Source organism: Myxococcota bacterium, assembly GCA_035498015.1.
In the GTDB taxonomy this organism is placed as follows: domain Bacteria; phylum Myxococcota_A; class UBA9160; order SZUA-336; family SZUA-336; genus VGRW01.
This window is the reverse complement of sequence record DATKAO010000173.1, coordinates 1-24,611: the sequence shown is the minus strand read 5'-3', so window position 1 is coordinate 24,611 and position 24,611 is coordinate 1. Positions and strand designations below refer to the sequence as shown.

General features: G+C 71.0%; 29 protein-coding genes. 10 read left to right on the top strand and 19 right to left on the bottom strand.

Translation table 11 applies throughout. From position 1 onward, the window contains the following. Positions 1-219: 219 nt before the first annotated feature. The 14 genes from VMR86_15260 to VMR86_15195 all read right to left on the bottom strand — a co-directional run bounded on the left by VMR86_15260 (position 220) and on the right by VMR86_15195 (position 10,663). Positions 220-687, bottom strand: a complete 468-nt coding sequence (locus VMR86_15260) for a hypothetical protein (GenBank protein ID HTO08403.1) — start codon at positions 685-687, stop codon at positions 220-222. A gap of 2 nt (positions 688-689) precedes the next feature. After that, positions 690-1,157, bottom strand: coding sequence for a hypothetical protein (locus tag VMR86_15255; GenBank protein HTO08402.1), 468 nt, complete (start codon positions 1,155-1,157; stop codon positions 690-692). A 178-nt stretch (positions 1,158-1,335) separates the two neighbouring features. After that, positions 1,336-1,824, bottom strand: coding sequence for a hypothetical protein (locus tag VMR86_15250; GenBank protein HTO08401.1), 489 nt, complete (start codon positions 1,822-1,824; stop codon positions 1,336-1,338). Positions 1,825-1,834: 10 nt separating this feature from the next. Then, entirely contained in the window at positions 1,835-2,302 is a 468-nt protein-coding gene (locus VMR86_15245; GenBank protein HTO08400.1) for a hypothetical protein, read from the bottom strand. A 348-nt stretch (positions 2,303-2,650) separates the two neighbouring features. Then, complete coding sequence (locus tag VMR86_15240; GenBank protein HTO08399.1) at positions 2,651-3,352, bottom strand: hypothetical protein; 702 nt, start codon at positions 3,350-3,352, stop codon at positions 2,651-2,653. 72 nt (positions 3,353-3,424) lie between these two features. Continuing rightward, entirely contained in the window at positions 3,425-3,790 is a 366-nt protein-coding gene (locus tag VMR86_15235) for a VOC family protein (protein HTO08398.1), read from the bottom strand. Continuing rightward, on the bottom strand, positions 3,787-4,347 hold the full coding sequence (locus VMR86_15230) for a hypothetical protein (protein ID HTO08397.1): 561 nt from the start codon (positions 4,345-4,347) through the stop codon (positions 3,787-3,789). The genes VMR86_15235 and VMR86_15230 overlap by 4 nt, the downstream gene beginning before the upstream one ends. 527 nt (positions 4,348-4,874) lie before the next feature. Continuing rightward, positions 4,875-4,988: a heme exporter protein CcmD gene (gene ccmD, locus VMR86_15225; GenBank protein ID HTO08396.1), complete on the bottom strand. Its 114-nt coding sequence runs from the start codon at positions 4,986-4,988 to the stop codon at positions 4,875-4,877. Beyond that, entirely contained in the window at positions 4,988-5,734 is a 747-nt protein-coding gene (gene ccsA / locus VMR86_15220) for a cytochrome c biogenesis protein CcsA (GenBank protein ID HTO08395.1), read from the bottom strand. The genes ccmD and ccsA overlap by 1 nt, the downstream gene beginning before the upstream one ends. A 1-nt stretch (position 5,735) precedes the next feature. After that, positions 5,736-6,407, bottom strand: coding sequence for a heme exporter protein CcmB (locus VMR86_15215; GenBank protein HTO08394.1), 672 nt, complete (start codon positions 6,405-6,407; stop codon positions 5,736-5,738). Beyond that, positions 6,404-7,033, bottom strand: a complete 630-nt coding sequence (gene ccmA, locus VMR86_15210; GenBank protein HTO08393.1) for a heme ABC exporter ATP-binding protein CcmA — start codon at positions 7,031-7,033, stop codon at positions 6,404-6,406. Before ccmA ends, VMR86_15215 begins: the two co-directional genes overlap by 4 nt. Continuing rightward, positions 7,030-8,271, bottom strand: coding sequence for a carboxypeptidase-like regulatory domain-containing protein (locus tag VMR86_15205; GenBank protein HTO08392.1), 1,242 nt, complete (start codon positions 8,269-8,271; stop codon positions 7,030-7,032). The genes ccmA and VMR86_15205 overlap by 4 nt, the downstream gene beginning before the upstream one ends. A 7-nt stretch (positions 8,272-8,278) precedes the next feature. Continuing rightward, positions 8,279-10,228, bottom strand: coding sequence for a heme lyase CcmF/NrfE family subunit (locus VMR86_15200; protein HTO08391.1), 1,950 nt, complete (start codon positions 10,226-10,228; stop codon positions 8,279-8,281). Between the two features lie 18 nt (positions 10,229-10,246). Continuing rightward, positions 10,247-10,663 carry a cytochrome c maturation protein CcmE gene (locus VMR86_15195; GenBank protein ID HTO08390.1) on the bottom strand — a complete coding sequence of 139 codons (417 nt, stop codon included), beginning with the start codon at positions 10,661-10,663 and terminating at the stop codon, positions 10,247-10,249. Here VMR86_15195 and yihA point away from each other — a divergent pair. Together yihA and VMR86_15185 are read left to right on the top strand one after the other, a co-directional pair. Next, positions 10,550-11,353, top strand: a complete 804-nt coding sequence (gene yihA / locus VMR86_15190; protein ID HTO08389.1) for a ribosome biogenesis GTP-binding protein YihA/YsxC — start codon at positions 10,550-10,552, stop codon at positions 11,351-11,353. The genes VMR86_15195 and yihA overlap by 114 nt on opposite strands. Positions 11,354-11,367: 14 nt before the next feature. Beyond that, positions 11,368-12,531 carry a cobalamin-independent methionine synthase II family protein gene (locus VMR86_15185; GenBank protein ID HTO08388.1) on the top strand — a complete coding sequence of 388 codons (1,164 nt, stop codon included), beginning with the start codon at positions 11,368-11,370 and terminating at the stop codon, positions 12,529-12,531. Between the two features lie 4 nt (positions 12,532-12,535). On the opposite strand, the gene VMR86_15180 is transcribed toward VMR86_15185, so the two are convergent. From VMR86_15180 to VMR86_15160, 5 genes are all read right to left on the bottom strand, one after another. Then, entirely contained in the window at positions 12,536-14,281 is a 1,746-nt protein-coding gene (locus tag VMR86_15180) for a chloride channel protein (protein HTO08387.1), read from the bottom strand. Between the two features lie 137 nt (positions 14,282-14,418). Further along, positions 14,419-15,138: a coenzyme F420-0:L-glutamate ligase gene (gene cofE / locus VMR86_15175; protein ID HTO08386.1), complete on the bottom strand. Its 720-nt coding sequence runs from the start codon at positions 15,136-15,138 to the stop codon at positions 14,419-14,421. Beyond that, positions 15,135-15,770 carry a 2-phospho-L-lactate guanylyltransferase gene (gene cofC / locus VMR86_15170; protein ID HTO08385.1) on the bottom strand — a complete coding sequence of 212 codons (636 nt, stop codon included), beginning with the start codon at positions 15,768-15,770 and terminating at the stop codon, positions 15,135-15,137. The genes cofE and cofC overlap by 4 nt, the downstream gene beginning before the upstream one ends. After that, positions 15,767-16,708 carry a 2-phospho-L-lactate transferase gene (gene cofD / locus VMR86_15165; protein ID HTO08384.1) on the bottom strand — a complete coding sequence of 314 codons (942 nt, stop codon included), beginning with the start codon at positions 16,706-16,708 and terminating at the stop codon, positions 15,767-15,769. Before cofD ends, cofC begins: the two co-directional genes overlap by 4 nt. 5 nt (positions 16,709-16,713) lie before the next feature. Further along, on the bottom strand, positions 16,714-17,280 hold the full coding sequence (locus tag VMR86_15160; GenBank protein ID HTO08383.1) for a DUF4124 domain-containing protein: 567 nt from the start codon (positions 17,278-17,280) through the stop codon (positions 16,714-16,716). 156 nt (positions 17,281-17,436) lie between these two features. On the opposite strand from VMR86_15160, the gene VMR86_15155 reads away from it, so the two are divergent. From VMR86_15155 to VMR86_15120, 8 genes are all read left to right on the top strand, one after another. After that, positions 17,437-18,888: a hypothetical protein gene (locus VMR86_15155; protein HTO08382.1), complete on the top strand. Its 1,452-nt coding sequence runs from the start codon at positions 17,437-17,439 to the stop codon at positions 18,886-18,888. Beyond that, positions 18,885-19,535: a lamin tail domain-containing protein gene (locus VMR86_15150; protein HTO08381.1), complete on the top strand. Its 651-nt coding sequence runs from the start codon at positions 18,885-18,887 to the stop codon at positions 19,533-19,535. Before VMR86_15155 ends, VMR86_15150 begins: the two co-directional genes overlap by 4 nt. A 114-nt stretch (positions 19,536-19,649) precedes the next feature. Continuing rightward, positions 19,650-20,039 carry a hypothetical protein gene (locus VMR86_15145; GenBank protein HTO08380.1) on the top strand — a complete coding sequence of 130 codons (390 nt, stop codon included), beginning with the start codon at positions 19,650-19,652 and terminating at the stop codon, positions 20,037-20,039. A gap of 36 nt (positions 20,040-20,075) precedes the next feature. After that, complete coding sequence (ftsE, locus tag VMR86_15140; GenBank protein HTO08379.1) at positions 20,076-20,786, top strand: cell division ATP-binding protein FtsE; 711 nt, start codon at positions 20,076-20,078, stop codon at positions 20,784-20,786. A gap of 11 nt (positions 20,787-20,797) precedes the next feature. After that, entirely contained in the window at positions 20,798-21,703 is a 906-nt protein-coding gene (locus tag VMR86_15135; protein ID HTO08378.1) for a permease-like cell division protein FtsX, read from the top strand. Next, positions 21,700-22,827 (top strand): peptidoglycan DD-metalloendopeptidase family protein, encoded by a 1,128-nt coding sequence (locus VMR86_15130; GenBank protein ID HTO08377.1) that lies wholly within the window; start codon positions 21,700-21,702, stop codon positions 22,825-22,827. The genes VMR86_15135 and VMR86_15130 overlap by 4 nt, the downstream gene beginning before the upstream one ends. A gap of 22 nt (positions 22,828-22,849) precedes the next feature. After that, a complete protein-coding gene (locus tag VMR86_15125) occupies positions 22,850-24,310 on the top strand; it encodes a S41 family peptidase (GenBank protein ID HTO08376.1) in 1,461 nt (486 codons plus the stop codon). 23 nt (positions 24,311-24,333) lie between these two features. Next, a partial coding sequence (locus VMR86_15120) for an exodeoxyribonuclease VII large subunit (protein ID HTO08375.1) occupies positions 24,334-24,611 on the top strand: 278 nt, incomplete at its 3' end.

The following is a 24,611-nucleotide window of genomic DNA, read 5'->3' as shown; positions in this document are numbered from 1 at the left end:
CCACGACTGCTCACCTGCCGGAGTACCAGCACCGGCACCCCAGCTCCGACAAGCCGGGATACTCACCGGAGTTGAACACGACACGGTCGCCCTCGAGCCGGTCACCGGGTAGCGCAGGAAGATGTTCGCGTCGTCTTGATGGAACGCACGACTTCGCGCCAGAGCTCCTCGCAAGAGCGACGAGTCAGCTAGAGACCTTTCATGCGGCGCGCGGCGACGCTACTGATTCGAGAGCGTCGCGCACTGAGTCGCGCAGTCCGACCCCCACTGCACGCACAGGCCGGCCTGCTCGGTGGCAAGGTTGCGAAAGGGCTGGCGCGAGCTCGCGAAGTCGGAGTGCACGGTCGCCTTGCAGGCCTTCACGGCGCTGGCCCCGCCGCCTTGGTCGATGCACGCGCCGTCCTCGATCGCCTCCGCCTTGCCACTCGACTTGAAGTAGCACGCGACCGCCGTGCCGATCACCTGCTTGCACTCCGCCACCGCATGCTTGCACAGCGAGTCACACTGCTTCTCGTTCATCGTGTGCGCGTGCGAGGCGAAGATGTTCGGGTCCGCCATGTTACCGGCGACCTCGACCGTCGGGCACCCGCTGCTGATGGGACTCACGAACGGCAGACCGCCCGCGCGGGCGGGGAAGGGCAGCGTCGCCGCGAACACGACCGCCGAGACGAGACTGATTCGCTTCATGATCACATCCCCAACGTGGCGCACTGAGTCACACAGTCCGTGCCCCAGCTGGTACAGCGGCCGAGCTCGGTGATGAGGAAGCCGCGGAACTCGGCCCGTACGCTGGCCACGTTGACGTGCACGTTGCTCTTGCAGGTCTTCAAGTCGCTCGGCGAGCCGCCGTCCGCGTCGGCGCACGCGGCGTCGGCGAAGAACTCGGCCTTGCTGACCGCCTTGAAGGTGCACGCGGCGGACTCTTTGACTACCTGCGCGCACTCGGCGGCCGCCTGCTTGCACAGCGAGTCACACAGCTTGACGGTCATCGAGTGTGCGTTCGAGACGAAATAGCTCGGGTCCTGCATGTCGTCGACGAGGTAGATCGTGCCGCAGCCGTTTTGGAGCGGATTCCCGAAGCCCGGGCCGCCCGCGCGCGCGGCTGCCGGCGCGCACAGGGCCAGCAGCGCGGCGAGAATGAGACTGACTCTGCTCATCGAAGCTCCTCCTTGGTCACGGGGCCGCGAGCGTCGCGCACTGGGTGATGCGATCCGCGCCCCAGGGTGAGCAACGGCCGGTCTCGATCTGGCAGCTGGGCCGCCGCCGTCGACGACAGCCCACGCCGAGCCTGGCCAGACTGAGAGTGACTCGAATCATGAAGTCTCCTCCGAGCCTTCAGCCAGCTCCGAGCTGCTGGCAGTCGCTGGTGCATTCCTGACCCCAGTCGATGCAGTCGTCGCGCGCGCTCAGGAGCTCGCTGCGGACGCCGAGCCGCTCCTCGGCGAGTGCGGTCGCCGCGCCCTTTCGACAAGAGCTGATGTCGCTGCCGTACGGCACCGGGCTGATCGCGCAGCCCGCTGAGAGGGTGGTGAGCGCACCCTTCAGTACTGCGTCGTTGCACGCGGCCGCGGCGCTGGCCGAGTGTCTGCACTCCGCGACGGCTACTTTGCACAGCGCGCTGCAGCTCTTGAGAGTGAGTACGGCGCCGAATATGGAGAAGTAGTTCGGGTCGGACATCTGAGCCACGACGCCGATCTCGGGGCAGATGTTGCCCTTGATCGGCGGCAGGAGCGGCGGTGACGAGCCGACGCCGGCGATGACTGCAGTGGCGAGCGCTCCACCAACCGAGGCGAGAACCGTGCAGGCGAGAATCGTCTTCTTCACGAAGTGACTCCTAGGCCTGGCCGAGGATCTGGCAAGCCGCGATGCAGTCACTGCCCCAGTTGGCGCAGCCGGTCCGGTCGTCGGCGAGCGTGTTCTTGAGGTCGTTCTTGCGCGTGACCTCCCAGTAGTCGTGCGCGTTGCTCTTGCACGCTTTCGCCTGAGTGGGATAGTCGGCCTCGCACTCGGCGTCGTTGAACTGGAGGCTACGAGACAGGAACGTGTTCATGCACGCGCCGTTCGCTGCCACCGCGCGTTTGCACTGCGCGGCGTTCGTCTTGCACAGGGCGCTGCAGCTCTTCACGGTGAGCACACCGCCCGCGTGCATTTCGAAGTAGTTGGGCGGGCCCATGGCGCTGGCGACGTCGGGGTTGCCGCACGTCGCAGGGAACACCGGGTTGGCGAAGACGCCGGCCCAGACCGCGGTCGCGAGCGACAGCGCCGTGATTCCGGCCGCACCGAGTGACGCGACGGCTCTCATCTTCAATTGAGTGGCCCCCTCTGATGATGAATCCGGATGCGAGAGAGGCGAGACCGCTCACGCGGCCCCGCCTGTCCATCATCCTCCGAGGCGGCTTCAGACGCAAAGCCTCAAATGACTCCGATCAGTCTGGCGCTTGGTGATGCAGGTCTCGCCCCAGGTCGAGCAGGCGTGGAGCGCGCCGGAGAGCTCGCTGCGGATCTCGAACCGTTCATCGGCGATCATGTTTTTGCCACGTCTTTCGACACGATTTCGTGTCGCCGCCGAACCGTCGGGCTGATCTCGCAGCGACGCTCGGATTCTCTCCACTCTTCCCCAAGCGACGGATCCCCGCTCTCTGGTTGCGACTCAAGGCTGGTCGCAGTCCATCGCGCAACTCGCGCCCCAGCTGGCGCAATCCGCCTGCGCGCCCTTGACGTGCTCGATGATCGCGTCCTTGCTCGCCGCGATATCGCCGTGCGCGGCGCTCATGCATTCCTTCACGCTCAGCGCAACGTCGTTGTTCGCGGCGCACGACGTGCGCTCGAACTGCAGCGCGTGCGAGAGGCCCTTCAGATTGCACGCGCCGGTGGCGGCCGCAGCTTGCTTGCACTGCGCGGCAGCCGCGCGGCACAGCGCTTCGCAGCCGTGCAGCGTGCTGTTCGGGCCGGCGTGGGCCGCGAAGTAGTTCGGGTTCGCCATCTCGGACGCCGTGTCGAGGTCGCCGCAGACACCGAAGCTGATCGGCGTGTTGTACGACGGGCCGACGAAGTCGGCTCTTGCGACACTCGTGAGTGTCGCGACGCCGAACAACGCGAAGCCGAAGAACCGAATACGACTCATCATGGTGGTGACTCCCTCCGTGAAGGACTCAGAAAGGCAGGCTGCACCGATGCACTCGTTGCCCCAGGTCGTGCAAGCGGCGAGGTCGTTCTTGAAGTCGTCGACGATCGTCTGCTCCGACGCCGCAGCGCCGGAGCGCGCGGCCGCCTTGCCGGCCGGCGCATCGCCGGGGCCCGGGTTGTCCTGCCCGCACGCGGCCTGTTCGTACTGAGCCGTGCGGCCGACCACCCCAGCGCGAACGCGCAGCAGGCCATGCGCGCAGGCTACCAGAGGCCGTGCGCCGCTGCCGGAGAGAGGCCGCTAGATCTCGATCGTGTAGCCGTCGGGATCGTGGAGGTACGCGTACTGCCGCCCCGTCGGGCCGCTGCGGCGCAGCAGCTTCCCGCCGTGCTTCTCGATCTCCACGATCGCGTCGTCCAGGCTCTGGCCGGGAGCGAGCTCGAAGCCGAAGTGATCGATGCCCGCCGGCGCGCCCGCCGCGCGTGACTCGGCCGGGTCACCGTTCAGCGTGAGCAGGTCCTTGGAGCCCGGGGTCTGCAGGAAGACCATGGTAGGCCCATCGCGGAACAGCTCCTTCATGCCGAAGGCGCCGGTATAGAAGCGGAGTGACCGGTCGAGATCTCTCACGTGCAGGTGCAGGTGATAGATCCCGCGGGTCTTGATCACCGAGGCGAGAGCTCCCGCAGCCCGCTCGCTTCCCACTCCTTGGAGAGCTGCGAGAGGCGCTTCTGGAACTCCTCGAAGTCGTCGTCGAACGACAGGATGATCTCGGTGGTGCGCGGGATGTCGTCGCCCGACAGCAGCCCGCGGTAGCGGTTCAGGTTGGCGAGGATGGCCTCGGCGACCTTCAGCGCGCGCTTCTCGGTCTTGATCAGCGGCGACTGCAGCGTGTAGACGTTGTTGCGGCCCCAGAGTGACTCGTCGCGCACGATCGCGATCTCGCGGTAGATGCCGTGGATCGGATCGAAGTTGTACTCGACCCGGACCTCCTTGAAGATGTCCGAGTTGCCGGTGTAGAAGCCGCGCTCCTTCTCGACCTTGCCGAGCTGCCGGCAGCGCGGGCAGTAGAACGTGTCGCCGTGATTCAAGAGGAAGACGCCCTTGGCGTAGTCCTCGCACTCGGTGTTCTCGCAGTACCCGACGCCGCGCTTCATGCGCGCCATCTGACTCGATCGTCCGAGGTCCTCGTGGCCCGTCATCTGCTCGCTCTCCCTAGGTGCCATCGCTTCGCTCCAACTCGGCTCGGCTGCCGGTTTCGAAATCGACGCCGACTGGCGCCAAAACTGGCGACTCATGAGTCGAAGACTGAAAAGGTCTCGCCAATTCAACTCTCTGTGTCCCTGTCATTGCCGGGCTTGTCTTCCCGAGTGGTTGCCGGTCGATCCAACCTTCGTGCCAAGGCGTTCCCTGCCTGGATTGAGACGATCGACCCATCCGACGGCCAACGCTCCCTTCGCACTGCCGTCACGATCCTTTGACTCAAGAAGCTGCGCTCACCCTGCACTCGCTCGAGCCCGCCGGCCCGCGACTTCGCTGGGTGCGTCTTCTCCGCGAAGTGGAAGCGAGCTCCCCACGTATCAGCGAGGTGCAGCGTGCGCGCACGACACCTCGAGAACACGGACACACCAGAGATCGAAGGCGGGATCGAGGCCGAGGGTGGAGGGGAGCTTGCGCTTACGTCCGCAAGGTCGACGTGGAAGTCGCAGGTGCGACGGCCGACTCCGATTTATCTCTGCCGCGCGGAAATTTGTCAACTGCGGCGCTGTTGATCGCGCAGCGCTGCGCCCCGCGCGGCGCGCAGGTACAGGATGTACCCGACGAGCACGACGCCGGTGACGGCGTAGGCGGCGATCACCCAGGGCATCAGTGGGCTCCCAGCCGGCTGGCGAGCGCCCGCGCCTGCAGCGTGCCGAGCTCGCAGCGCTTGGCGACCAGCCAGGCGAAGATCCAGATGAAGGTGATCATCCCCACACCGACGGTCTGGCCCATCTCGGGCGGCAAGCCCTCGCGCGCCGGGTTCACTGGGTGCATCGCGGCGCCCTTGGCCAGGTCGAGCGCGAAGTACACGAAGGGGATCGCTCCCACGCCCGCGATCCCGTACACCGCGGTGTAAGTGCGCGCGGTGTCGCTGCCGAAAGCGAAGCTCCGCAGGAACAGATAGGCGACGTAGATGAACCACAGGATGAGGGTCATCGTGAGTCGCAGATCCCAGGCCCACCACTGGCCCCACGCCGGCTTCGCCCAGATCGGGCCGACCAGCAGCATGAGCGTGCAGAACACCACTCCGACCTCGGCCCCCGCGGCGGCCAGCGTGTCCCAACGCTCCTCGCGCGAACGCAGGTAGAGGACTCCGCCCAGCGCCGACAGCACGAACCCGAAGTAGGTCGGGATGATCGCCGGGATGTGCACGTAGAAGATCTTCTGGATGATCCCCTGCACGGCCTCGATCGGCGCGTAGTACGACACGAGCAGGAGCCACACCGGCACGAGCGCGAGCGAGGCGAGCCCGACCCAGCGCGCGCTGCCGATGCGCGCCGGAACGTCGGCCGCGAGCCACAACAGCCAGGCCAGCGCGGCGACGACCGACAGCGTGATGGCAGCCGGGACCATCTCAGTCCTCCAGTACGAAGTCGAAGGCGAAGAAGCCTATCAGCACGAATACCCAGTCGTATAAGAGAAAGATCGCCCAGGACACGCCCGCAATCTCGCTCCCCGCCAGCGAATCCGCCGTGATGCGCGACGCGAAGACCAGGTCGGGAAGCACCAGCGGGAAGAGCAGCACCGGGAACAGGAACTCGCGGAAGCGCGCGCCGGATGCGATCGCCGAGAGCAGGGTGCCGGCGGCTGCGAGCCCGACCGCGCCGAGCACGCCCGCGCCGGCGCAGCCCCAGAGCCCCGCGCTCCAGTCGACGTCGAGGAACACGGTGAACAGCACCGCGGTCCAGAGCTCGACCGCGAACAGCGCCACCAGGCTGGCCAGCGCCTTCCCGAAGAACACCCAGCCGCGGTCGACGGGCGCTTGCACGAGCAGCTCCATCGCCCCTTCCTCGGTCTCGGACTGGAACGTGCGCCCGAGCCCGAGCAGCGACGTGAACAGCATCACCACCCAGAGCAGCGCCGGGCTCCACGACAGCCGCTCCGCCTTCGAGACCGGGACCACGATCGAGAGCAGGGTCACGACCAGGAACGCGAACACGGCCATGTGACCCAGCCGGTCGCGGCTGCGCAGGTCGAGCCGCAGGTCCTTGCGAAACACCTCGAGGAACACGCGCGGCCCGCTCACCGCAGCCGCCCTCCCTCGAGCAGCCACTCGCGGTCGAGCTTCGGCAGCTCCGCCGTGGCGTGACTGGCGACGAGCACCGCGACGCCGCGCGCGCGCAGCGACTCGAGCAGGCGCGAGAGCGTTGCGGCCGAGTCCGCGTCGAGGCCGTTCCAGGGCTCGTCGAGCAAGAGCAGCGCTGGCTCGCCGAGCAGGGCGCGGGCCAGGCCCACGCGCCGCCGGAAGCCCTGCGAGAGCGTGCGCGCACGCCGGTCGCGCAGGTCGCCGAGCGAGAACGCGTCGAGCGCGCGCGCGACCTGCGCGCCGTCGGCGCCGCGAAGCCCTGCGGCGAAGCGCAGGTTCTCCTCGACCGTGAGCTCGCCGTAGAGCGCGGCGCTCTGGCCCAGAAAGCCGACGCGCGCGCGCACCGCCGCGTCGGCCGAGCGGAACGGGTCGCGGCCCAGCACGCGCACGCTGCCGCGCGTGGGGCGGGTGAGCGCGCCGAGCACGCGCAGGAGCGTGCTCTTGCCCGCGCCGTTCGGCCCGCGCAGGAGCGCGATCGTGCCGGGCGCGAGCGACAGATCGATCCCGTCGAGCGCGCGCACCGGACCGTATTGCTTCACGACGCCGATGGCGTCGAGCGCGTTCACAGCGGTCTTCCGCAGGCGGCGCAGAAGCGGTCGCCCGCCGAGGGCATGCGCCCGCAGCTGCACGCGGCGGCCGGCGCGGCCGGCTCGGGCGGCGCCGAGTGACTCGCGCCGCGCTCGCGCACCAGCGCGGCCAGCGCCTCGCGCCGCAGGTCGGTGCGCAGCCGCTCGCGGTCCTCGATCGAGAGCTTGCCCGTCTCGAAGTCGTGCTCCAGGTCGCGCAGCGCCGCGGCCAGCGCCGCCTTGGCCGGGCTCTCGGGCTCGAGTGACTCGTCGGGGCGCGGAGCGCGCACCAGCGCATCGCGCACCAGCGGCGCGCCCACGTAGTAGAGCAGGGCGCCCGCGCCCAGCGCCGCCAGCAGGATCACGAGTGACTGGGGCAGCGGGCTCGCGGGCGGCAGCACGCGCACGTGCAGCGGCAGGCGTGCGCCCGGCGGCACGTCGAAGCCGAGGAACGCCTGGTAGATCTGGTCGTCCTGGCGCGCGGGGCGCGCGGGGTGCAGATCGCCCGCGTCGACGTCGATCCCGAAGTCCTGCACGTACACGGTCAGGTCCTCGACGCCCGTCGGCACGGCGATCTCGGTCGCGAGATCGCCCTTCTGCTCGAGGTCGTACTCGACCTGGAACAGAAAGCCCTGCTCGCCCGGAAACACCGGCCCGCGGATCTCGGCCGTCGCGTTCTGCGCCTGCACGCCCTCGGGCAGCCGGCCCATCATGGTGTCGAGCGGGCCGTGACCCGGCGCGACGCCCACGGTCACCGGCGCAGGCTGGGGCGGCGGCACGAGCACGACTTCCTGACTCGGGTTCGCGATCGTCGCGCTCTGCTGGATGCGCCACACGCCCGCGCTGCGGCCGATCACCCACTGCAGCGAGGTGAGCTTGAGCTTCGAGCCGTCCGTGGTCTGGTCGTAGACCTGGAAGTCGAGCGTCTGCTTCTGCGCCGGGTCGCCGCTGCGGAACGCCGCGCTGCCGCCCGGGAACGCCAGCCCGTCGTAGTGCGCGCGCACGAGATAGGCCGCGGGCGAGGGCAGGTTGTCGAAGCGGTAGTGACCCGTCGCGTCGCTGGTGGTGCTGCGCGAGATCGGGTTCTCCTCCTTGTCGAGCCCGAGCACCTCGATCAGGAGCTTCGCGCCCGCGTTGGGCCGGGTGGGATGGGTGACCCGGCCTTCGAGCGTGGCGGCGTCCGCGGCCGCGGCGCAGGCCAGGAGCACGAGCCCGATCAGTGCCGCGCGCAGGGTCATCGCTCGCTCAGGCGGTTTCTCGTCCGCGCAGCGGCCAGAGCAGGAGCATGTTGCCGAACACGAACATGAACCCGCCGATCCAGATCCAGTTCACCAGCGGATTCACGTAGACCTTGATCGCGGCGCGCTGGTCGGGCTCGAGCCCGGCGAGGATCACGTAGAAGTCCTCGGTGAAGCTCGACGAGACCGCGGGGATGGTGGTCGGCTGCTCCTGCTGGAAGTACATGCGCTTCTCGGGCAACAGCATCGCGACGGGCTGGCCGTCGTGATACAGCGCGAGCCGCGCCACCGCGCCCGCGTAGTGCGGGTTCGAGACCGGCCGCGCCTGCCGGTACTGCAGCGTGTAGCCGGCCAGGTCCCAGCTCTCGCCGGGCGAGAGCAGCTTGGTCTTGTCGAAGTTGAAGGTCGCGCCCGCGAAGCCCACGAACACCAGCACCACGGCCACGTGCACCACGTAGCCGCCATAGCGGCGCTGGTTGCGGCGCAGGAGCTCGACTAGCGCAGTGAGTGCGCTCTCGCCGTGGCGCATGCGCGCGCGCACTCCGCGGCCGTACTCCTCGGCGATCGTGCCCAGCACGAACGCGTTCAGCGACAGGAACGCGATCGGGTAGAAGCGGCGCATGCCCGCGGCCAGCAGCACCACGGCGGTGAGCAGCGACCAGGCGGCGGGCCAGACGAAGCTCTTGCGCAGGTTCACCCACGTGGCGCGGCGCCACGCGATCAGCGGCCCGACCCCGGTGAGGAACAACAGGAAGATCGCGACCGGCCCGGCCAGTCTCTGGAAGAACGGCGGGCCGTAGTGGATCTCGGCGTGCAGGATCGGCTGGGCGACGACCGGGAAGATCGTGCCGTAGAACACGATCGCGAGCAGCGCGAGGAAGGCGTAGTTGTTGAGCAGGAAGCTGGCCTCGCGAGACACCAGTGAGTCGAGCCGCACCTGGCTGCGCAGGTCGGGCACGCGCCAGATCAGGAGCGCCGCATAGCCGAGCGCCAGCAGCAGCACGTAGGCCAGGAACATCTTCCCGAACCAGCCCGCGTTGGCAAAGGCGTGCACCGACTGCACCACGCCGCTGCGGGTCAGGAACGTGCCGAACACGCACAGCGCGTAGGCCAGCCCGATCAGCGCGAAGTTCCAGATCTTGTACATGCCGCGCTTCTCTTGGATCATGACCGAGTGCAGGAACGCCGTGCCGGCGAGCCACGGCATGAGTGACGAGTTCTCGACCGGGTCCCAGCCCCAGTAACCGCCCCAGCCCAGCACCTCGTACGCCCAGCGCCCGCCGAGCATGAGCCCGCAGCCCAGGAAGAACCAGGCCGTGAGATACCAGCGGCGCGTGGTCTCGAACCAGGTCGTGCCGAGCTCACCGGTGATCAGCGCCGCGGCCGCGAACGCGAACGGCACCGAGAAGCCGATGAAGCCCGTGTACAGGATCGGCGGGTGGATCAGCATGACCGGGTGCTGCAACAGCGGGTTCATGCCCTGTCCGCTCGACCACGACTGACCCGGCGGCAGCGCGGCGTAGGGGCTGGTCACGAACGAGACGATCGATCCGAAGAACAGGATGTTGATCATCATCACCGCGACCACCCACGGCATGAGCCGGCGGTTGCGGTTGCGGTTCTGTACGACCACCAGGAAGCTCATCAGGCCGAGCATGAAGGTCCAGAGCAGCAGTGACCCGGCCTGGCCGCCCCACAGCGCCATCTTGAACAGGAGCGGCTGCTCGCGCGCCGAGATCTGCTGCACGAACTGCAGGTCGAAGCGGTCGCCGATCAGCGCCGCTTCCACCCCGGCCATCGCGAGCACCAGGAGGATGAACACCCCGATCACGGCGCGCTCGCTGGTGCGCACCCATGGCTGCGCCTCGCGCAGCCCGCCGATCACGGCAGTCACGAGCGCGAACGCCGCGAAGAACACCGCGAGAGGGAGCGCGATCTGTCCGAGTGTGACGAGCAACTCCGTCTCCCTCGCTTCTCAGGTCTTCTCGCCGGTCTTCGCCTCGTACTTCGAGGGACACTTCGCCATCACGCGCTCGGCCAGGAAGAGCCCCGACTGGTATTTGCCCTCGACCACGACCTCGGCGCCGTCCTTGAACATGTCGGGCACGTCGATGCCGAGATAGCGCACCGCGAGCGTGTGCTGCTTGGCCTTGTCCTCGACGGTGAAGTCCACGTGGCCGGCGGCGAGATCCTTCGCGATCGAGCCCGCGGCGACGAAGCCGTGCACGCGCACCGCCTGCGCGGTCTCACTCGAGGGCGCGGCCGCGAACTGGCCCAGATCTGCGTAGTAGCGGAAGGTACCCTCGCCGGAGGCGCCGAGAGTGAGCACGATCACCACGCCGGCGAATACCGACAGCGCAGCGAGCGCGATCTGCACACCCTTGCTCACCATGCCTCCCCGTGCCGCCGGAACCCGCCGCAGGGTAGATTCGCGGGCCCCCTAAATCAATCGGACGAACGAGGACGGATCCTGCACGCCGAGCTCACCGCCGACGCCGCCGACGCGAGCGCGTTCCCCACGGACGGCCTGCCCGAGGTCGCGGTGCTCGGGCGCTCGAACGTGGGCAAGTCGTCGCTCATCAACCGCCTGGTCGGACGGCGTGGCCTCGCGCGCACGAGCTCGACGCCGGGTCGCACGCGCCGCATCCACTTCTACCGGGTCGAGGAGCGCGCCTATCTCGTCGACCTGCCGGGCTACGGCTACGCCTCGGGCAGCCGCGCCGAGCGCGCGGCGTTCGCGCCGCTGGTCGAGTCCTACCTGACTCATCACCGCGGCGAGCTGCGCGGCGCGCTCGTGCTGGTCGACGCGCGGCGGGGCGTGCAGGAAGAGGAGCGCGAGCTCGCGCGCTTCCTCGCCGCCCAGCAGATCCCCGCGCGCGTGGCGCTCACCAAGTGCGACAAGCTCGGCCGCTCCGAGGTCGAGCGCGCGCGCAAGGCGCTGTGCGAGTCATTGAAGCTCGCGCCGGAGCACGTGGCGGCGGTCTCCGCGGACAAGAGCACGGGGCTCGCGCCCGTGGCGTCGTGGCTCGCCGAGTGGACCGGGCTCGCATGGAAGCGACCCGACGGGATGCCCTGGGCCTGAGATAAGCTGCGCGCGTGAAGCGCAGCGAAGATCGCATGCTCATCACGCACGCCGGCAGCCTGCCCCGGCCCGAAGCGCTGAACGCGCTGCACGCGAAGAAGAGCCGCGGCGAGCCGGTCGATCCGGCCGAGCTCGCGCGGCTGTCGCGCGCCGCCACCGAGGCCGTGGTCGCGCGCCAGCTCGAGGTCGGGATCGACGTGGGCAACGACGGCGAGCAGTCGCGCGGCAGCTTCTTCACGCACGTGACCGAGCGCATGACGGGCTTCGGCGGGAAGTCGCAGCGGCCGTTCATGCGCGACCTGACGGCCTACCCGAGCTTCCTGCGCCTCAAGGCGCCGGATTTCGCGCGCGACATGGTGAACCTGCTGACCGCGCCGCAGGCCGTGGGTCCGGTCGAGTCACTGGGCGGAGGCGAGTGCGCGGCGGAGTGCGCGGCGCTGGCGGAGCTCCTCGCCGGGCAGCCGCGCCGCTTCGCGGAGTGCTTCGTGACCGCGCCCTCGCCGGGCATCGTGGCCGCGGCGCTGGGCAATGCGCACTACCCGACGCTCGAGGCCTACGTCGACGCCGTGGCGCGCGCGCTGCGCCCCGAGTACGAGGCCATCGCGCGCGCCGGCTTCGTGCTGCAGATCGACGCGCCGGACCTGGCGATGGAGCGCCACACGCTGTTCGCCGACCGGCCGCTGGGCGACTTCCTCTCCTTCGTGAGTCATGTGGTCGAGGCCACGAACCAGGCGCTGGCGAACGTGCCGCGCGAGCAGGTGCGGCTGCACGTGTGCTGGGGCAACTACGAGGGCCCGCACACTCACGACGTGGATCTGGCGCCCTTGCTTCCACTGGTGACTCGCGCCAAGGTCGGCGCGCTCGTGCTCTCCATGGCCAACCCGCGACACGCCCACGAGCACCGCGTGCTGCGCGACCACCCGCTGCCGGCCGACTGGAACCTGGTGGCGGGAGTCATCGACACCACGACCAACTACGTCGAGCACCCCGAGGTCGTGGCCGAGCGCATCGAGCGCGCGGCCGAGGCCGTGGGTGACCCGCGCCGCGTTCTGGCCGGCACGGATTGTGGCTTCGCGACCGCGGCGGGCCTGGGCGAGGTGGCGGAAGAGATCGTGTGGGAGAAGCTGCGCAGCCTGCGCGCGGGAGCGGACCTGGCGAGCAAGCGACTGATCGGGTAGCGAGTCACTGACCCCGCAGCCGCAACAGGTCGCGGAAGTGCAGCACGCGCTCGCTCACGCGCTCCTCCTTCAGGTCGCGCAAACGGCCCTCGAGCAGGTCGGTCAGGTGGACCAGGCCGATCACGCGGCTCGGGTCCGCGCGCGCGACGACGGGCGCCACGGCGATGCCCCACTCGGCGAACAGGTGCGCCGCTTCGCGCAAGGTGAGATCGGAGTGACACACCTCGGGCATGCGCAGGCCGATCTCCTCGAGCGTCGCGCTCGACGGCCGGCCCAGCAGCGCCGCGCGCACCAGCTCGCTGCGCGTCACGAAGCCGACCAGCGCGTTCGCCTCGTCGAGCACCGGGTAGAACGGCTGGCTGCGCTGCGCCTCGAGCGACGGCCCGTGCTCGGCCACGAAGGTCGCGATCGCCTCCGAGAGCGGTGTCTTGGCCTGGAAGGCGGTGAAGGTCCTCTTCATCACGTCGGCGACCAAGAGGCCCTCGAGCGGGTCGACCGAGTACTCGCGCGTGAGGTGGAAGCCCTTGCGCGCGACCTTCTCGGTCAGCACCGAGCGCTTGAGCGTGAGCGCGGAGAAGCCGTAGGCCGCGGCCGACGCGATCGTGAGCGGCAACAGCGCCGTCCAGTCGTGCGTCAGCTCGAGCGCGAAAACCACGCCCGTGAGCGGCGAGCGCATGACTCCGCCCATCACGGCGGCCAGGCTGATCAGCGACCAGAAGCCCGGCGCCACGGCGGGGAAGAAGCGCGCCTCGAGCGCGCCCAGCGCGGCGCCGATCATGAACACGGGCGCGAGCACGCCACCCGACGTGCTCGAGCCGAGTGACAGCGACCAGATCGCGGTCTTCACGACCAGGATCCCGAGAATGAGTGACAGCGCTGCGTTGCCGCGCAGGAACTCGGCGATCACGTCGTAGCCCACACCGAGCGCGCGCGGCTCGACCAGGCCCCCGACCCCGATGATCAGGCCGCCGATCGCGGGCCACCAGGCCCAGTGGAAGGGCAGGCGCTTGAACGTGTCCTCCGAGAGATATACGAGCCGCGTCGCCACGAACGCGAGCGCGCCGCCCGTGAAGCCCGCGACCACACACAACAGGTCCTCGCCGACGCCGAGCGCCGGCGCGACGTGCTCGACCGGGAAGAGCGGCTCGGCGCCCATCACGTAGCCGCGCAAGATCGCCGCCACCGCGGCGGCCGCAGTCACCGGCAGGAAGCTGCGCGGCCGCCACTCGAAGAGCAAGAGCTCCACCGCCAGCAGGATCGACGCGAGCGGCGCGTTGAAGGTCGCCGTCATGCCGGCCGCGGCACCAGCCACGAGCAGCGTCTTGCGCTGGTCGGCCGTGAGTGACAGGAGCTGCGCGCACACCGAGCCGAACGCGCCGCCGGTCATGATGATCGGCCCCTCGGCCCCAAACGGCCCGCCGGTGCCGATCGAGATCGCCGCCGACAGCGGCTTCAGGATCGCGACGCGCGGCCGCACCTTGCTGCCGCCACGCAGGATGGTGTCGATGGCCTCGGGCATGCCGTGGCCGCGAATCGCCTCGGAGCCGAAGCGCGCCATGGCCCCGATCACCAGCCCGCCCACGACCGGCGCCAGCAGCACGAGCCACGCCGGGTGGGGCGCCGAGCCGGGCGAGACCGGCGTGAACGCGACGCGCTGGAAGAACACCAGGTTCGTGATCAGCGCGATCAGGTCGAGCAGCGCAACCGCCACGAAGGTGCCGATCGCGCCGACCACGCACGCGAGCAGCACGATCGGGACCGCTCCCCACGAGAGCGTGAAGTCTCCGAGACGTCGAGGGGCCGGAGTGACGGCGTCCAAGGCGGGCCGACTCTAGCTCAGCGGCGAGCCGAGCTCATCGCGCGAGGCGGGGGCCGCCCCGAGCCCCTTCATCTGAACAAGTCGCGGGCGGGATCGCGGATCAATTCGCGCGAGCCGCCTTTGCCTTCGATCGCGACTCCCTCGACCCACACCGCCGGCGTGCCGGCTTCCTTCTCCATCAGCATGCCCGCTGCGGCCGCGATCTGGTCGGCGCGCGCCATCACGGTGACTTGCAGCTCGCGCCCGGCACGGTCGGTCGAGCCGATGTAGCTGCGCAGCGGCGCGAGGCCGGCCACGCCGATCGCCACGTCGACCAGGCCTTCGCGCCACGGCCGCCCGAACGTGTCACTGATGATCACCGCGCGGCCCGGTCCGAGCGCCAGCCGGATGCGCTCCGCCGACGCGTCCGGGTCCAGTGGCAGGAGCACCGCGACCTCGTCTCCGGGCGCGTTCGACAGGTCGACGCCCGAGTTCGCGCAGATCAGCCCGTGCGGGGTCTCGGTGATCAGCACGCCCGGGGCCGTGCGCACCACGCGCACGGATTCGCGCAGCACGAGCTCGGTGTGTCTCGGCTCCTTGCCGAGCTGCGCCGCCAGCTCGAGCGCGCGCGGCGAGGGCACGATGTCGGCCAGCGACACGAGCCGGCCCTCGGCCTTCGAGACGATCTTCTGCGCGACCACCAGCACGCCCGGGCCGGGCGGCACGAGCGCGGCGAGCCGCGTCGGCAGGTCGTCGCCGGGCGGGATCTCGGGCAGGCCGTCGAGCGCGCGCAGCCGGAGCTCGCTCATCGCAACAGCTCCCGCAGCAGCTCGCAGGTGCGCGAGCGCCGCGACGCGGCGGCCAGGCGCGCCGCGTCCTCGGGCGTGTCGAGATCGATGCGTGACTCCTCCGGGAGTGACCAGACGAGCGGAGTCAGTCCGCGCTCGCGCGCCGCGGCCTCGTGCGCGGCCGCGCTCTCGGGCCCGAAGCGCGCGGGGATCGCGAGCGGAGGGCGGCGCAGCAGGAGCGCGGTGCCGCCGTCGTCGGCCGGCGCGATCACCACCGGCGCGCGCGCGCCCGCCTCGACCAGCGCGTCGACCTCGGCGCCGGTCAGGAGCGGCAGGTCGCCGAGCGCCACGAGCACCGCGTCGAAGCCCTCGGCCGCGCGCTCCGCGGCGGCGCCGTCGATCGCCGCGTTCAGGCCGGGGTCGGGCACCTTCAGCCACACCTCGGCGCCGGCCGCGCGCGCGGCCGCAGCCACCGCCTCGTCGTCCGAGAGCACGAAGGTGCGCTCCAGCCGCTTGGCCGCCGTGAGCGCGCCGAGCACGTCGGCGAGCAGCGCGCGCAGGATGCGCTCCACCGCGCGGTCGTCGAAGCGCGCGCGCAGGCGTTTCTTGGCGCGCGCGAAGTCCTTCACCGGCACGAGCGCCGCCGTCCTCATGGCGAGCGACCGGCGAGCGCGAGCACGGCGCGCGCCAGCTCGGCGGCGATCTCCGGCGTGCGCATCAAGGTCTCCTCGACGCGCACCGCGAGCCCGAGTGACTCGATTTCGCGCGCCAGCGCCGCGTCGCGGCGGTCGATCACCATGCCGCGGCAGAAGCCGCGGTAGAGCTGCGCCACGCCGCGCGCCGAGACCTCGACGCCCTGTGCGCGCAGCAGCCGGTCGGCCGGGCCCTTCACCGGCGCGCCCGCGATGATCGGCGAGACCGACACGGCGTCGCGCCGCGCCTCGAGCCGCGCCCGGACGCCCGGCACCGCCAGGATCGTGCCGATCGAGACCAACGGGTTCGACGGGCACACGATCACAGTCTCGGCGCGCTCGAGTGACTCGAGCACGCCCGGCGCGGGCGGAGCCGCCGCCGCCGGGCCGAGATCGAGGCGCGCCACGTCGTCGGGCGCGCCGTCGCGCACCATGTACTCCTCGAAGTCGGTCACCGCGCCGTCCGCGCGCACCACGCGCGTGGGCGCAGGCTGGTCGCTCATGGGCAGGAGCTCCACGCGCAGGCCGAACGCGGCGGTGAGCTCGCGCGTGACCTGTGAGAGACTCGCGCCCGCGCGCAGGCGCTCGCTGCGGTGGATGTGCGTGGCGAGGTCGCGGTCCCCGAGCCGGAACCAGACGTCGCCGCGCAGCCGGCGCAGCGCCTCGAGACACTGCACGGTGTCGCCGTCGAAGCCCCAGCCGGTCTCGCGGTTCACCACGCCCGCCAGCGTGTAGGTCACGATGTCGAGGTCGGGACACACGCGCAGCCCGAAGAAGTCGCGGTCGTCGCCGGTGTTGACCACGACCGTGAGCTCCTCGGGCGGCAGCACGCGCACCAGGCCCGTGAGGAAGCGCGCCGCACCGACGCCTCCGGCGAGCGCGACCACGCGGCGGGCCATCGGACTCAGTGCTCGCCTTCGGAGCGCAGCACCGCCAGCTCGGCCTGCAGGCGCGGCAGCCGCTCGGCGATCTCCCGCACGTGCGGGTCCTTCGCCAGCTCACTCGAGTCCCAGCGCTGGGTCGAGATCAGCTTGCGCAGCTCTTCGCGGTCGCGCTCGATGCGTCCCTCGAGCTCGGCGATCTCCTCGCCGCGCGGGTCGTCCGGCCGCGAGGCCGAGACGGGGGCGACCGCGGACGGCTCGACCGGGACCGGCGCGGCGTTGCCCTCGGGGCCGCTCACCGGCGCCGGCAGCTCGTTCGGAGCCGGCACCGGCAGGTCGGGCCCCTGCACCGGCTCCGGCGCCTTGACCGGCGGGGGCGGCGGCTGCGAGTGGCTCGGGTTCTCCACCTTCTGCGGCGGCGAGGGAATGAGCTGGGCGGCGTCGCGATAGCGGCGCGGGATCGCGTCGCGGGTGGTCGAGAAGTGTGTCGCGCCGGTGTCGTCGACCCAGCGGTACACGTCCGCGCGCGCGAGCAGCGGCACGGCGCCGAGCGCCGCGGCGAGAAACAGGGGAAGCGCAGCGCGGAACACGCCGCGATTCTAGGTGGGGGCCGGAGTCGCTTCAACCGAAGCCCTCGGCGTGCCGCGCCTTTCTCGCGCCGCCGACGCGCGTTCACATCGCCTTGGGAGTCACTCGGCTTTTCGCGTGCCGCCGGCGCGGCACGGCGCTTGCGATCCGCCCCGGCCATGCTGCGTGCCGCCACCGCTCTCTTCGCCGCGCTCGTGCTCGCCGACGCCGTGGTGCCCGACTGGGACGGCATCGCGCCGCCCGACCGGCCCACGCGGCTCGTGACTCACGCGGGCGCGCTGTTCCTGGGCACCGAGTCCGGGCTGTACCGGCGCGAGCCGTCCGACGGCCGCGGCTGGGCGCTCGTGCTGCCGGCCGAGCCGATCCTGGACCTGGCGAGCACGGGGCCCGAGCTGTTCATCGCCGCCGGCGCGGGCTTGTTCGCGCTGCGCGCGCCCGGCGAGTCGGCGCAGCGCATCGCGCTGGGCGCGGGCGCCGATCCGCGCGGGCTCGCGGTCGATCCGGACGGCGCCGTGTGGGCCGCGACCGCGGCCGGTCTCTACGTGCGCGGACCGGGGCAGGCCGAGTTCGAGCGCGTCGAGTCGGTGCCCGCCGGCGACGTGGCTTCGGTGGCGTGCGCCGGAGACGAGGTCTGGGTCGGGCTGGAGAGCGCGCTCTACGCCGGGTCGCGCGCCGCGGGCTTCACACGCCGGCTCACCGGCGTGGAGCCCGGCTGGTGGGAGCTGCGCGGGGCGGCCCGCTCGGGCGAAGTGACACTGCTCGGTGTCGCCGCGGGCGTGTGGCGCATCGACCGCGCCGGCGCGCGCCAGATCGAGCTCGGCGACGGCGCGCTGTTCCGCATCGCCGCGGCGGGCGAGCGCTTGTGGGTCGCGGCGGAACGCGGGCTGTACAGCTACCGCATCGCGGAGCTCGGCACGGGGGCGGGCCGCCAGTCACTCTCGGTGGAGGCGCTCGGGCTGAGCCTGCAGCGCGACCGCGTGTGGGTCGCCACCGAGCGCGGCCTGGCTTCGTTCGCGCTCGAGCCCGGGCCGCCGGCGCCGCTGCCGCGCCCGCGCGATCCCGAGGCGCACGCGGCGCGCATCATGGAACTGCAGCGCGCCGTGCTCGCCTACCAGGAGCTCGAGCCCGCGCGCCTGTCCGAGATCGAGAGCCGCGCGCGCTGGAAGGGCCTGTATCCCGAGCTGCGCGCCGTGGCCGGGCTCGACCGCGACGGGGAGTGGAACGGCGGCCGCGACCAGTCCTTCTCGAGCGGCGCCACGCACGACCTGTTCGACTCGGCTCACTCGCACAGTCACGGCTACGACGCGGCCGTGACCCTGGTCTGGGAGCTGTCGGATTTCGTCTCGCCCGACGACCCGCTGGCGGTGTCGCGCGAGCGCCGCTTGGTGGTCTCGCTGCGCGACCAGGTGCTCGAGCGGGTGAACCACCTGTACTTCCAGCGCCTGCGCGTGATCGGGCAGCTCTCGGAGCTGGCGGCCGACGACGCGAAGCGCGCCGAGCTCGAGCTGGCAGCGGCCGAGCTGGCGGCGCAGCTCGACGCCTGGAGCGGCGGGACGTTCTCCCGCCTCGAACACGGCTCACCCCTCGATGACCAGAGGGAACCCAGATGAAGCGAACCATCCACTTCCTGCTCGCGTCGGCGCTGGCGGCAGGGCTCGCGGCGCCGAGCGCGCGCGCGGTGCAGATCAGCGAGGTGCTCTACGACGCCACCGGCAGCGACAACGGCAAGGTCTTCGTCGAGCTGTGGGGCGCGGCCGGGACCTCGCTCGAGGGCTACAAGCTCGAGGGCGTGAACGGCGGCGACGGCGCCGTCGGGCCGACCCTGGCGCTCACGGGCACCATCCCGGCCGACGGCTTCTTCGTGGTCGGCGACACCGATGGCACGGCGTCGCAGGTGGCGAACGTCGACCTGGTGCTGAACTTCGACCTGCAGAACGGCCCCGACTCGGTGGTGCTGCGCGACGCGCTGGGCAACGCGCTCGACTCACTCGGCTACGGCACGTTCGCCGCGAGCGACGTGTTCGCCGGCGAGGGCTCGCCCGCGCCCGGTGCCGCAGCCGGCCAGAGCGTCGCGCGCTTGTTCGCCAACCGAGACACGAACGACAACGCCGCCGACTTCGGCCTGCTCGACGTGCCCACGCCGGGCACGGGACCGATCGCCGCGCCCGAGCCGGCGCTCGCCGCCACGCTGGCCGCCGCGCTCGGGTCGCTGGGCGCGCTGCGCCGGCGCACGAGTTCTCCCTCGACGGTCGGCTGAGACCGTCCCCCCTAGGGTGTCCGGTCCGAGGCGACTCGGGCCGGGCACCCTTCACGGAGAGGAATGACTCGCCGATAGAATTCCGTACCATCGGCGCCGGAGGGGTGAGAGGACATGGTCGGCGGTTTCAACACGAACATCCGCTACCGCGGGCACATCTTCCACGTCCAGACCGAGGACGGCGGCAAGGAGAGCCCGAGCATCATCACGCTCTTGTACTCCGGTGGTGCGATCCTCTTCTCGAAGAAGACCAGCTACGCGAACCAGGTGAAGGGCGCCGCGGACAGCGAAGCCGTCGTGCGGCAGCTCATGGAAGCGCAGCACAGCGCGATGGTGCAGGCGCTCAAGTCGGGCAAGCTCGACGACAAGCTCGGGCTGGTGTCGCCCGACGCAGTCACGAACCCGTCTGCAGGCGTGGCGTCGCCGGCGGCCGAGTTCGGCGCCGGCGTGATCACGCGCCGCACGCTCGACGAAGTGATCCTCTCGCACCTGAACAGCCGCTAGTCGCAGAGACTCGCCTCCCCTCCGCCGGAGGCGCGCATGATCCAGATGTACCACGTCGACCTGCGCTACGCGGGCGGTACGTATGGTCTGCGCGACGTGTCGCTGGTGCTCGAGAAGGGCGATTTCGTGTTTCTCACCGGCGCGAGCGGCGCGGGCAAGACCTCGCTCCTGCGGCTCTTGTTCGGCGCGCAGAAGCCGAGCGCGGGGCAGATCCTCGTGGCCGGGCGCAACATCACGCGCCTGCCGGCCACGCAGCTGCCGCACCTGCGGCGCCAGATCGGCGTGATCTTCCAGGACTTCAAGCTCTTGCCGGAGCGCTCGGTGTTCGAGAACGTGGCGATCGCGCTCGAGATCGCAGGAGTGTCTCGCAGCGAGATCCGCACCCGCGTGTGGAGCATGCTGAAGCGCCTGGGCCTGGGGCACCGCATCGACCACAAGCCGCGCATGCTCTCGGGCGGCGAGCAGCAGCGCGTGGCGATCGCGCGCGCGCTGGTGAACGACCCGCCGCTGCTCCTGGCCGACGAGCCGACCGGCAATCTCGACCCGGCGCTCGCGCTCGACATCATGGACATCATCGCCGACGCGCACGCGCGCGGAACCACGGTGGTCGTGGCGACCCACGACCCGGCGCTGCTCGAGCGCTACCGCCACCGGCGCGTCGTGCTCGACGGCGGGCGGCTCCTGTCGGCCACGGGGCCCGACGAGTACTCGACCCCGCTGCGCCAGCTCGGAGTGACTCGCGCGTGATGGACGTGCGCATGAGCCGGCGGATCCGCGCCGCGCTGCGCGCCGGCGCGCGCGGCGCCGCCGAGCGTCCGGCCGTGTTCCTGCTCGCGGTCGCGACCATGTCGGCGGGGCTGCTCGTGCTGGGTGCCTATCTGCTGGTCGTCGCCAACCTGCGCGGCGTGCTCGCGCGCGCCGGCGCGGACCTGCGGCTGGTGGCGTTCACCGAGCTGCACGCGCCGGCCAACGACGAGAGGGTCGCCGCGCTGGCCGAGCGCATGCGCGCGCAGGAAGGCGTGGGCGAGGTCGTCTACGTCTCGCCCGCCCAGGCGCTCGAGCGCCTGCGCGCCGACCTCGGCAGCGACGCCGGAGTGCTCGAAGGGCTCGAGCGCAACCCGCTGCCCGGCTCGTTCGAGATCTCGCCGCCGGCCGACGTGCGCGACCCGGCGCGTCTTCGCGCGCTCGCGGCCAAGCTCGAGGCGCTGCCGGGAGTCACCGAGGTGCGCTGGGGCGAGCCCTGGGTCGAGGGCTACGCCAAGGTGGTGCGCATCGCGGAGTGGGTCGGCGTGGGGCTCGGCGCCTTCCTGCTGATGGTGCTGGGCGCGATCGTGTCGAGCACCGTGCGGCTCTCGCTGCACGCGCGCGCCGACGAGATCCAGATCCAGCGGCTGGTGGGCGCGGGCGGCTGGTTCGTGCGGCTCCCGTTCTGTCTCGAGGGAGCGCTGCAGGGCATGCTCGCGGCGGTGCTGGCGCTCGTGGTCTTGCGCGCCGCGTTCGCGGCCGGGCTGCCGCTCTTGGGCGACGCGCTCTCGTGGGTGCTGGGCGGCCGGCCGGCGGTGTTCTTCGGCAGCTTGGAGAGCGCCGCGCTGATCGGGCTCGGCGTGGCGCTGGGCCTGGGCGGCGCGCTCGCCTCGCTCGTGAACCTGGACGAGCGCGGGTGACTCGCGCGCGCCCGCTCTGGCTCGCCGCGCTCGCGGCCGCCCTCGCCGCGGCGCCCTGCGCGAGTCACGCGCAGAGCTCTCGGCTCGAGCAGCTGCGCAGCGAGATCGAAGCGCGCGAGGCCAAGGCCAAGGACCTGGGCAAGCAGGCCGAGGGCTACCTGGGCGAGATCGAAGCCGTCGACCGCGAGCTGACCGAGACCAAGAGGAGCGCGCGCCTGCTGCGCGGGCGCGAGAAGGAGGCGGGCGAGGAGCTCGCCGTTGCGCGCCGCGGCGTCGACCAGTCGGGCCGCGCGCTGGCCGAGATCGAGCGCGGCCTCGATGCGCGCCTGGTCGCGCTCTACAAGTGGGACGCCTCGGGCGGCCAGACCGCGCTCGTGGCCTCGGGTGACTTCATGTCGCTCACGCGCCGGCGCGAGGGTCTCGCGCGCATCCTGGCCGAGGACCGCGCGCTGTTCGCCCGTGTCGCGGCGGCGCGCGCCGACTACCAGGCCAGCCGCGAGCGCAGCGAGACACTGCTGAAGGAAGTGGGCGAGGCGCGCGCCGAGGCCGCGGGCCGCGAGCAGAAGGCGCGCGAGCGCCTGATCCAGCGCCGCAACCTGGTGGCCGCGCTGCGCACGCGCGCCGCGCGCGAGGAGAAGGCGGCCCGCGAGCTGCGCACCGCCGCCGCCCACTTGGAGGAGACGCTGCGCAGCATGCCGACCTCGCCTGCGCCCAGCCGCGGCACCGGCCTGGCGCGCGGCGCCACGCCGCGTCCGGTCGCGGGCCGCGTGCGCGCCGGCTTCGGCCGCCAGGTCGACAAGGAGTTCAAGACCGAGACCCTGCGCACCGGCATCGAGATCACCGCGCCGGCGGGCGCGCCGGTCGCCGCGATCGCCCCGGGCCGGGTATTGTTCGCGGGCTGGTTCCGCGGCTACGGGCAGATGGTGATCCTGGACCACGGCGGCGGGGACCTGTCGGTATCGGGCTACCTGGACGAAGTTCACGTGGCGGCGGGCGACCGCGTCTCCGCCGGGCAGACGATCGGATCGGTCGGTGAGACTGGATCGGCGTCGGGACCCGGGCTTTACTTTGAGATCCGTCACGACGGGAAGGCCGTCGATCCAACGCTCTGGCTCGCCAAGTGAGCCGCAGACGAGAAAGGCATTCATGAGCACGCAACGCACCCGGCTGGCGAGCATCGCGCGCATCGCGCTTCCGATCGCGCTCCTTGCGGCGATCGTGGCCGGCGGCGCCACGACGCTGCGCTCCAGCACGACGGGCCCGAGCTACGAGGACCTCGCGCTCCTCACCAACGTGCTGCACCTGGTGCGGCAGAACTACGTGAAGGAGGTCGACGAGCACCAGCTGGTCGAGGGCGCGCTGAAGGGCATGCTCGACACGCTCGACCCGCACACGTCGTATCTGTCGAAGGACCTGTACAAGGAGGTCCAGCGCGACACCAAGGGTGAGTTCGAGGGGCTCGGCATCGAGATCACCAAGGGCGACGGCGACAAGGCCGAGGGCTTCGTCTCGGTGGTCTCGCCGATCGACGGCACGCCCGCGGCGCTGGCCGGCATCCGCGCCAAGGACCAGATCGTGGCCGTGTGTCCCGACGGGACCGAGAAGACCTGCAAGTCGACGCAAGACATGAACCTGCTCGAGGCCGTGAAGATGATGCGCGGCCCGCGCGGCACGAAGATCCTGATCCAGGTGCTGCGCGACGGCTGGAACCAGCCCAAGCCGTTCGTGATCAAGCGCGCCTCGATCCGTGTCTCGAGCGTGACTCTGCACATGCTCGACAAGGACATCCCGTACGTGCGCCTGAGTCAGTTCCAGGAGCGCACCGCGCCCGACCTCGAAGAGGCGCTGGCCAAGGCGCACGAGACGGCGGGCGGGAACTTCCGCGGGCTGGTGCTCGACCTGCGCGACAACCCGGGCGGGTTGCTCGATCAGGCGGTGAAGGTCGGCGACGTGTGGATCGACGACGGCATGATCGTGTTCTCCGAGGGCCGCAACGGCGGCAACCGCATGGAGTGGCACGCCAAGAAGGAGGGCACCGAGCCCGACTATCCGATGATCGTGCTGGTGAACGGCGGCAGCGCCTCCGCGTCGGAGATCGTCTCGGGCGCGCTGCAGGACCACAAGCGCGCGCTCGTGATCGGGACGCAGACCTTCGGCAAGGGCTCCGTGCAGACCATCATCCCGCTCGAGGACGGCTCCGGCCTGCGACTCACCACCGCGCTCTACTACCTGCCGAGCGGCCGCTCGATCCAGGAGGTGCGCGTGCAGCCCGACGTGGTGGTCGAGCCGTACAGCGACGCCGAGCTCACTGCGGCCAAGCAGACGAAGGACCAGCAGCGCCACGCCATGGGCGAGGAGGACCTCGCTGGCCACTTCGGCAACAAGGACAAGAAGGCCGCCGCACCCGCGCCGACTCCGGCGCAGGCGCCGGATCCGGCGACCGAATCCGACAGCCCAGACGGCGGCGGAACGAGCGAGAGCAAGGAAGCGCGCTTCGTGAAGCAGCTCGACTCCGACCGCCAGCTGCAGCGCGCGGTCGAGCTGTTGAAGAGCTGGACCGTGTTCTCGAAGCTGCACCACGACGGCACGGCCCAGGCCCGGGAGTGACTCGCTTCGAGTAACATCGGGGCGTGTCTCGCATCCAGCGCGAAACCGACGACCTTCCGGTGGTCGGTGTGTCGGAGCTCGTGGAGCTCCTGCGCGGCGCGCTGCGCCGCGACTGGGGGGAGGTGCGGGTGGAGGGCGAGGTCGCCTCGCTCTACCGCTCGCGCCTGGGTCACATCTACTTCGACCTGAAGGACGAGCGCGCGATCCTGCGCGCGGTGCTGTTCCGAGGGGCGCAGCTCGAGCTCGAGCCCGGCTTCGAGCCGCGCGAGGGTATGCTGGTGCGCGCGCGCGGCGTGCTCGA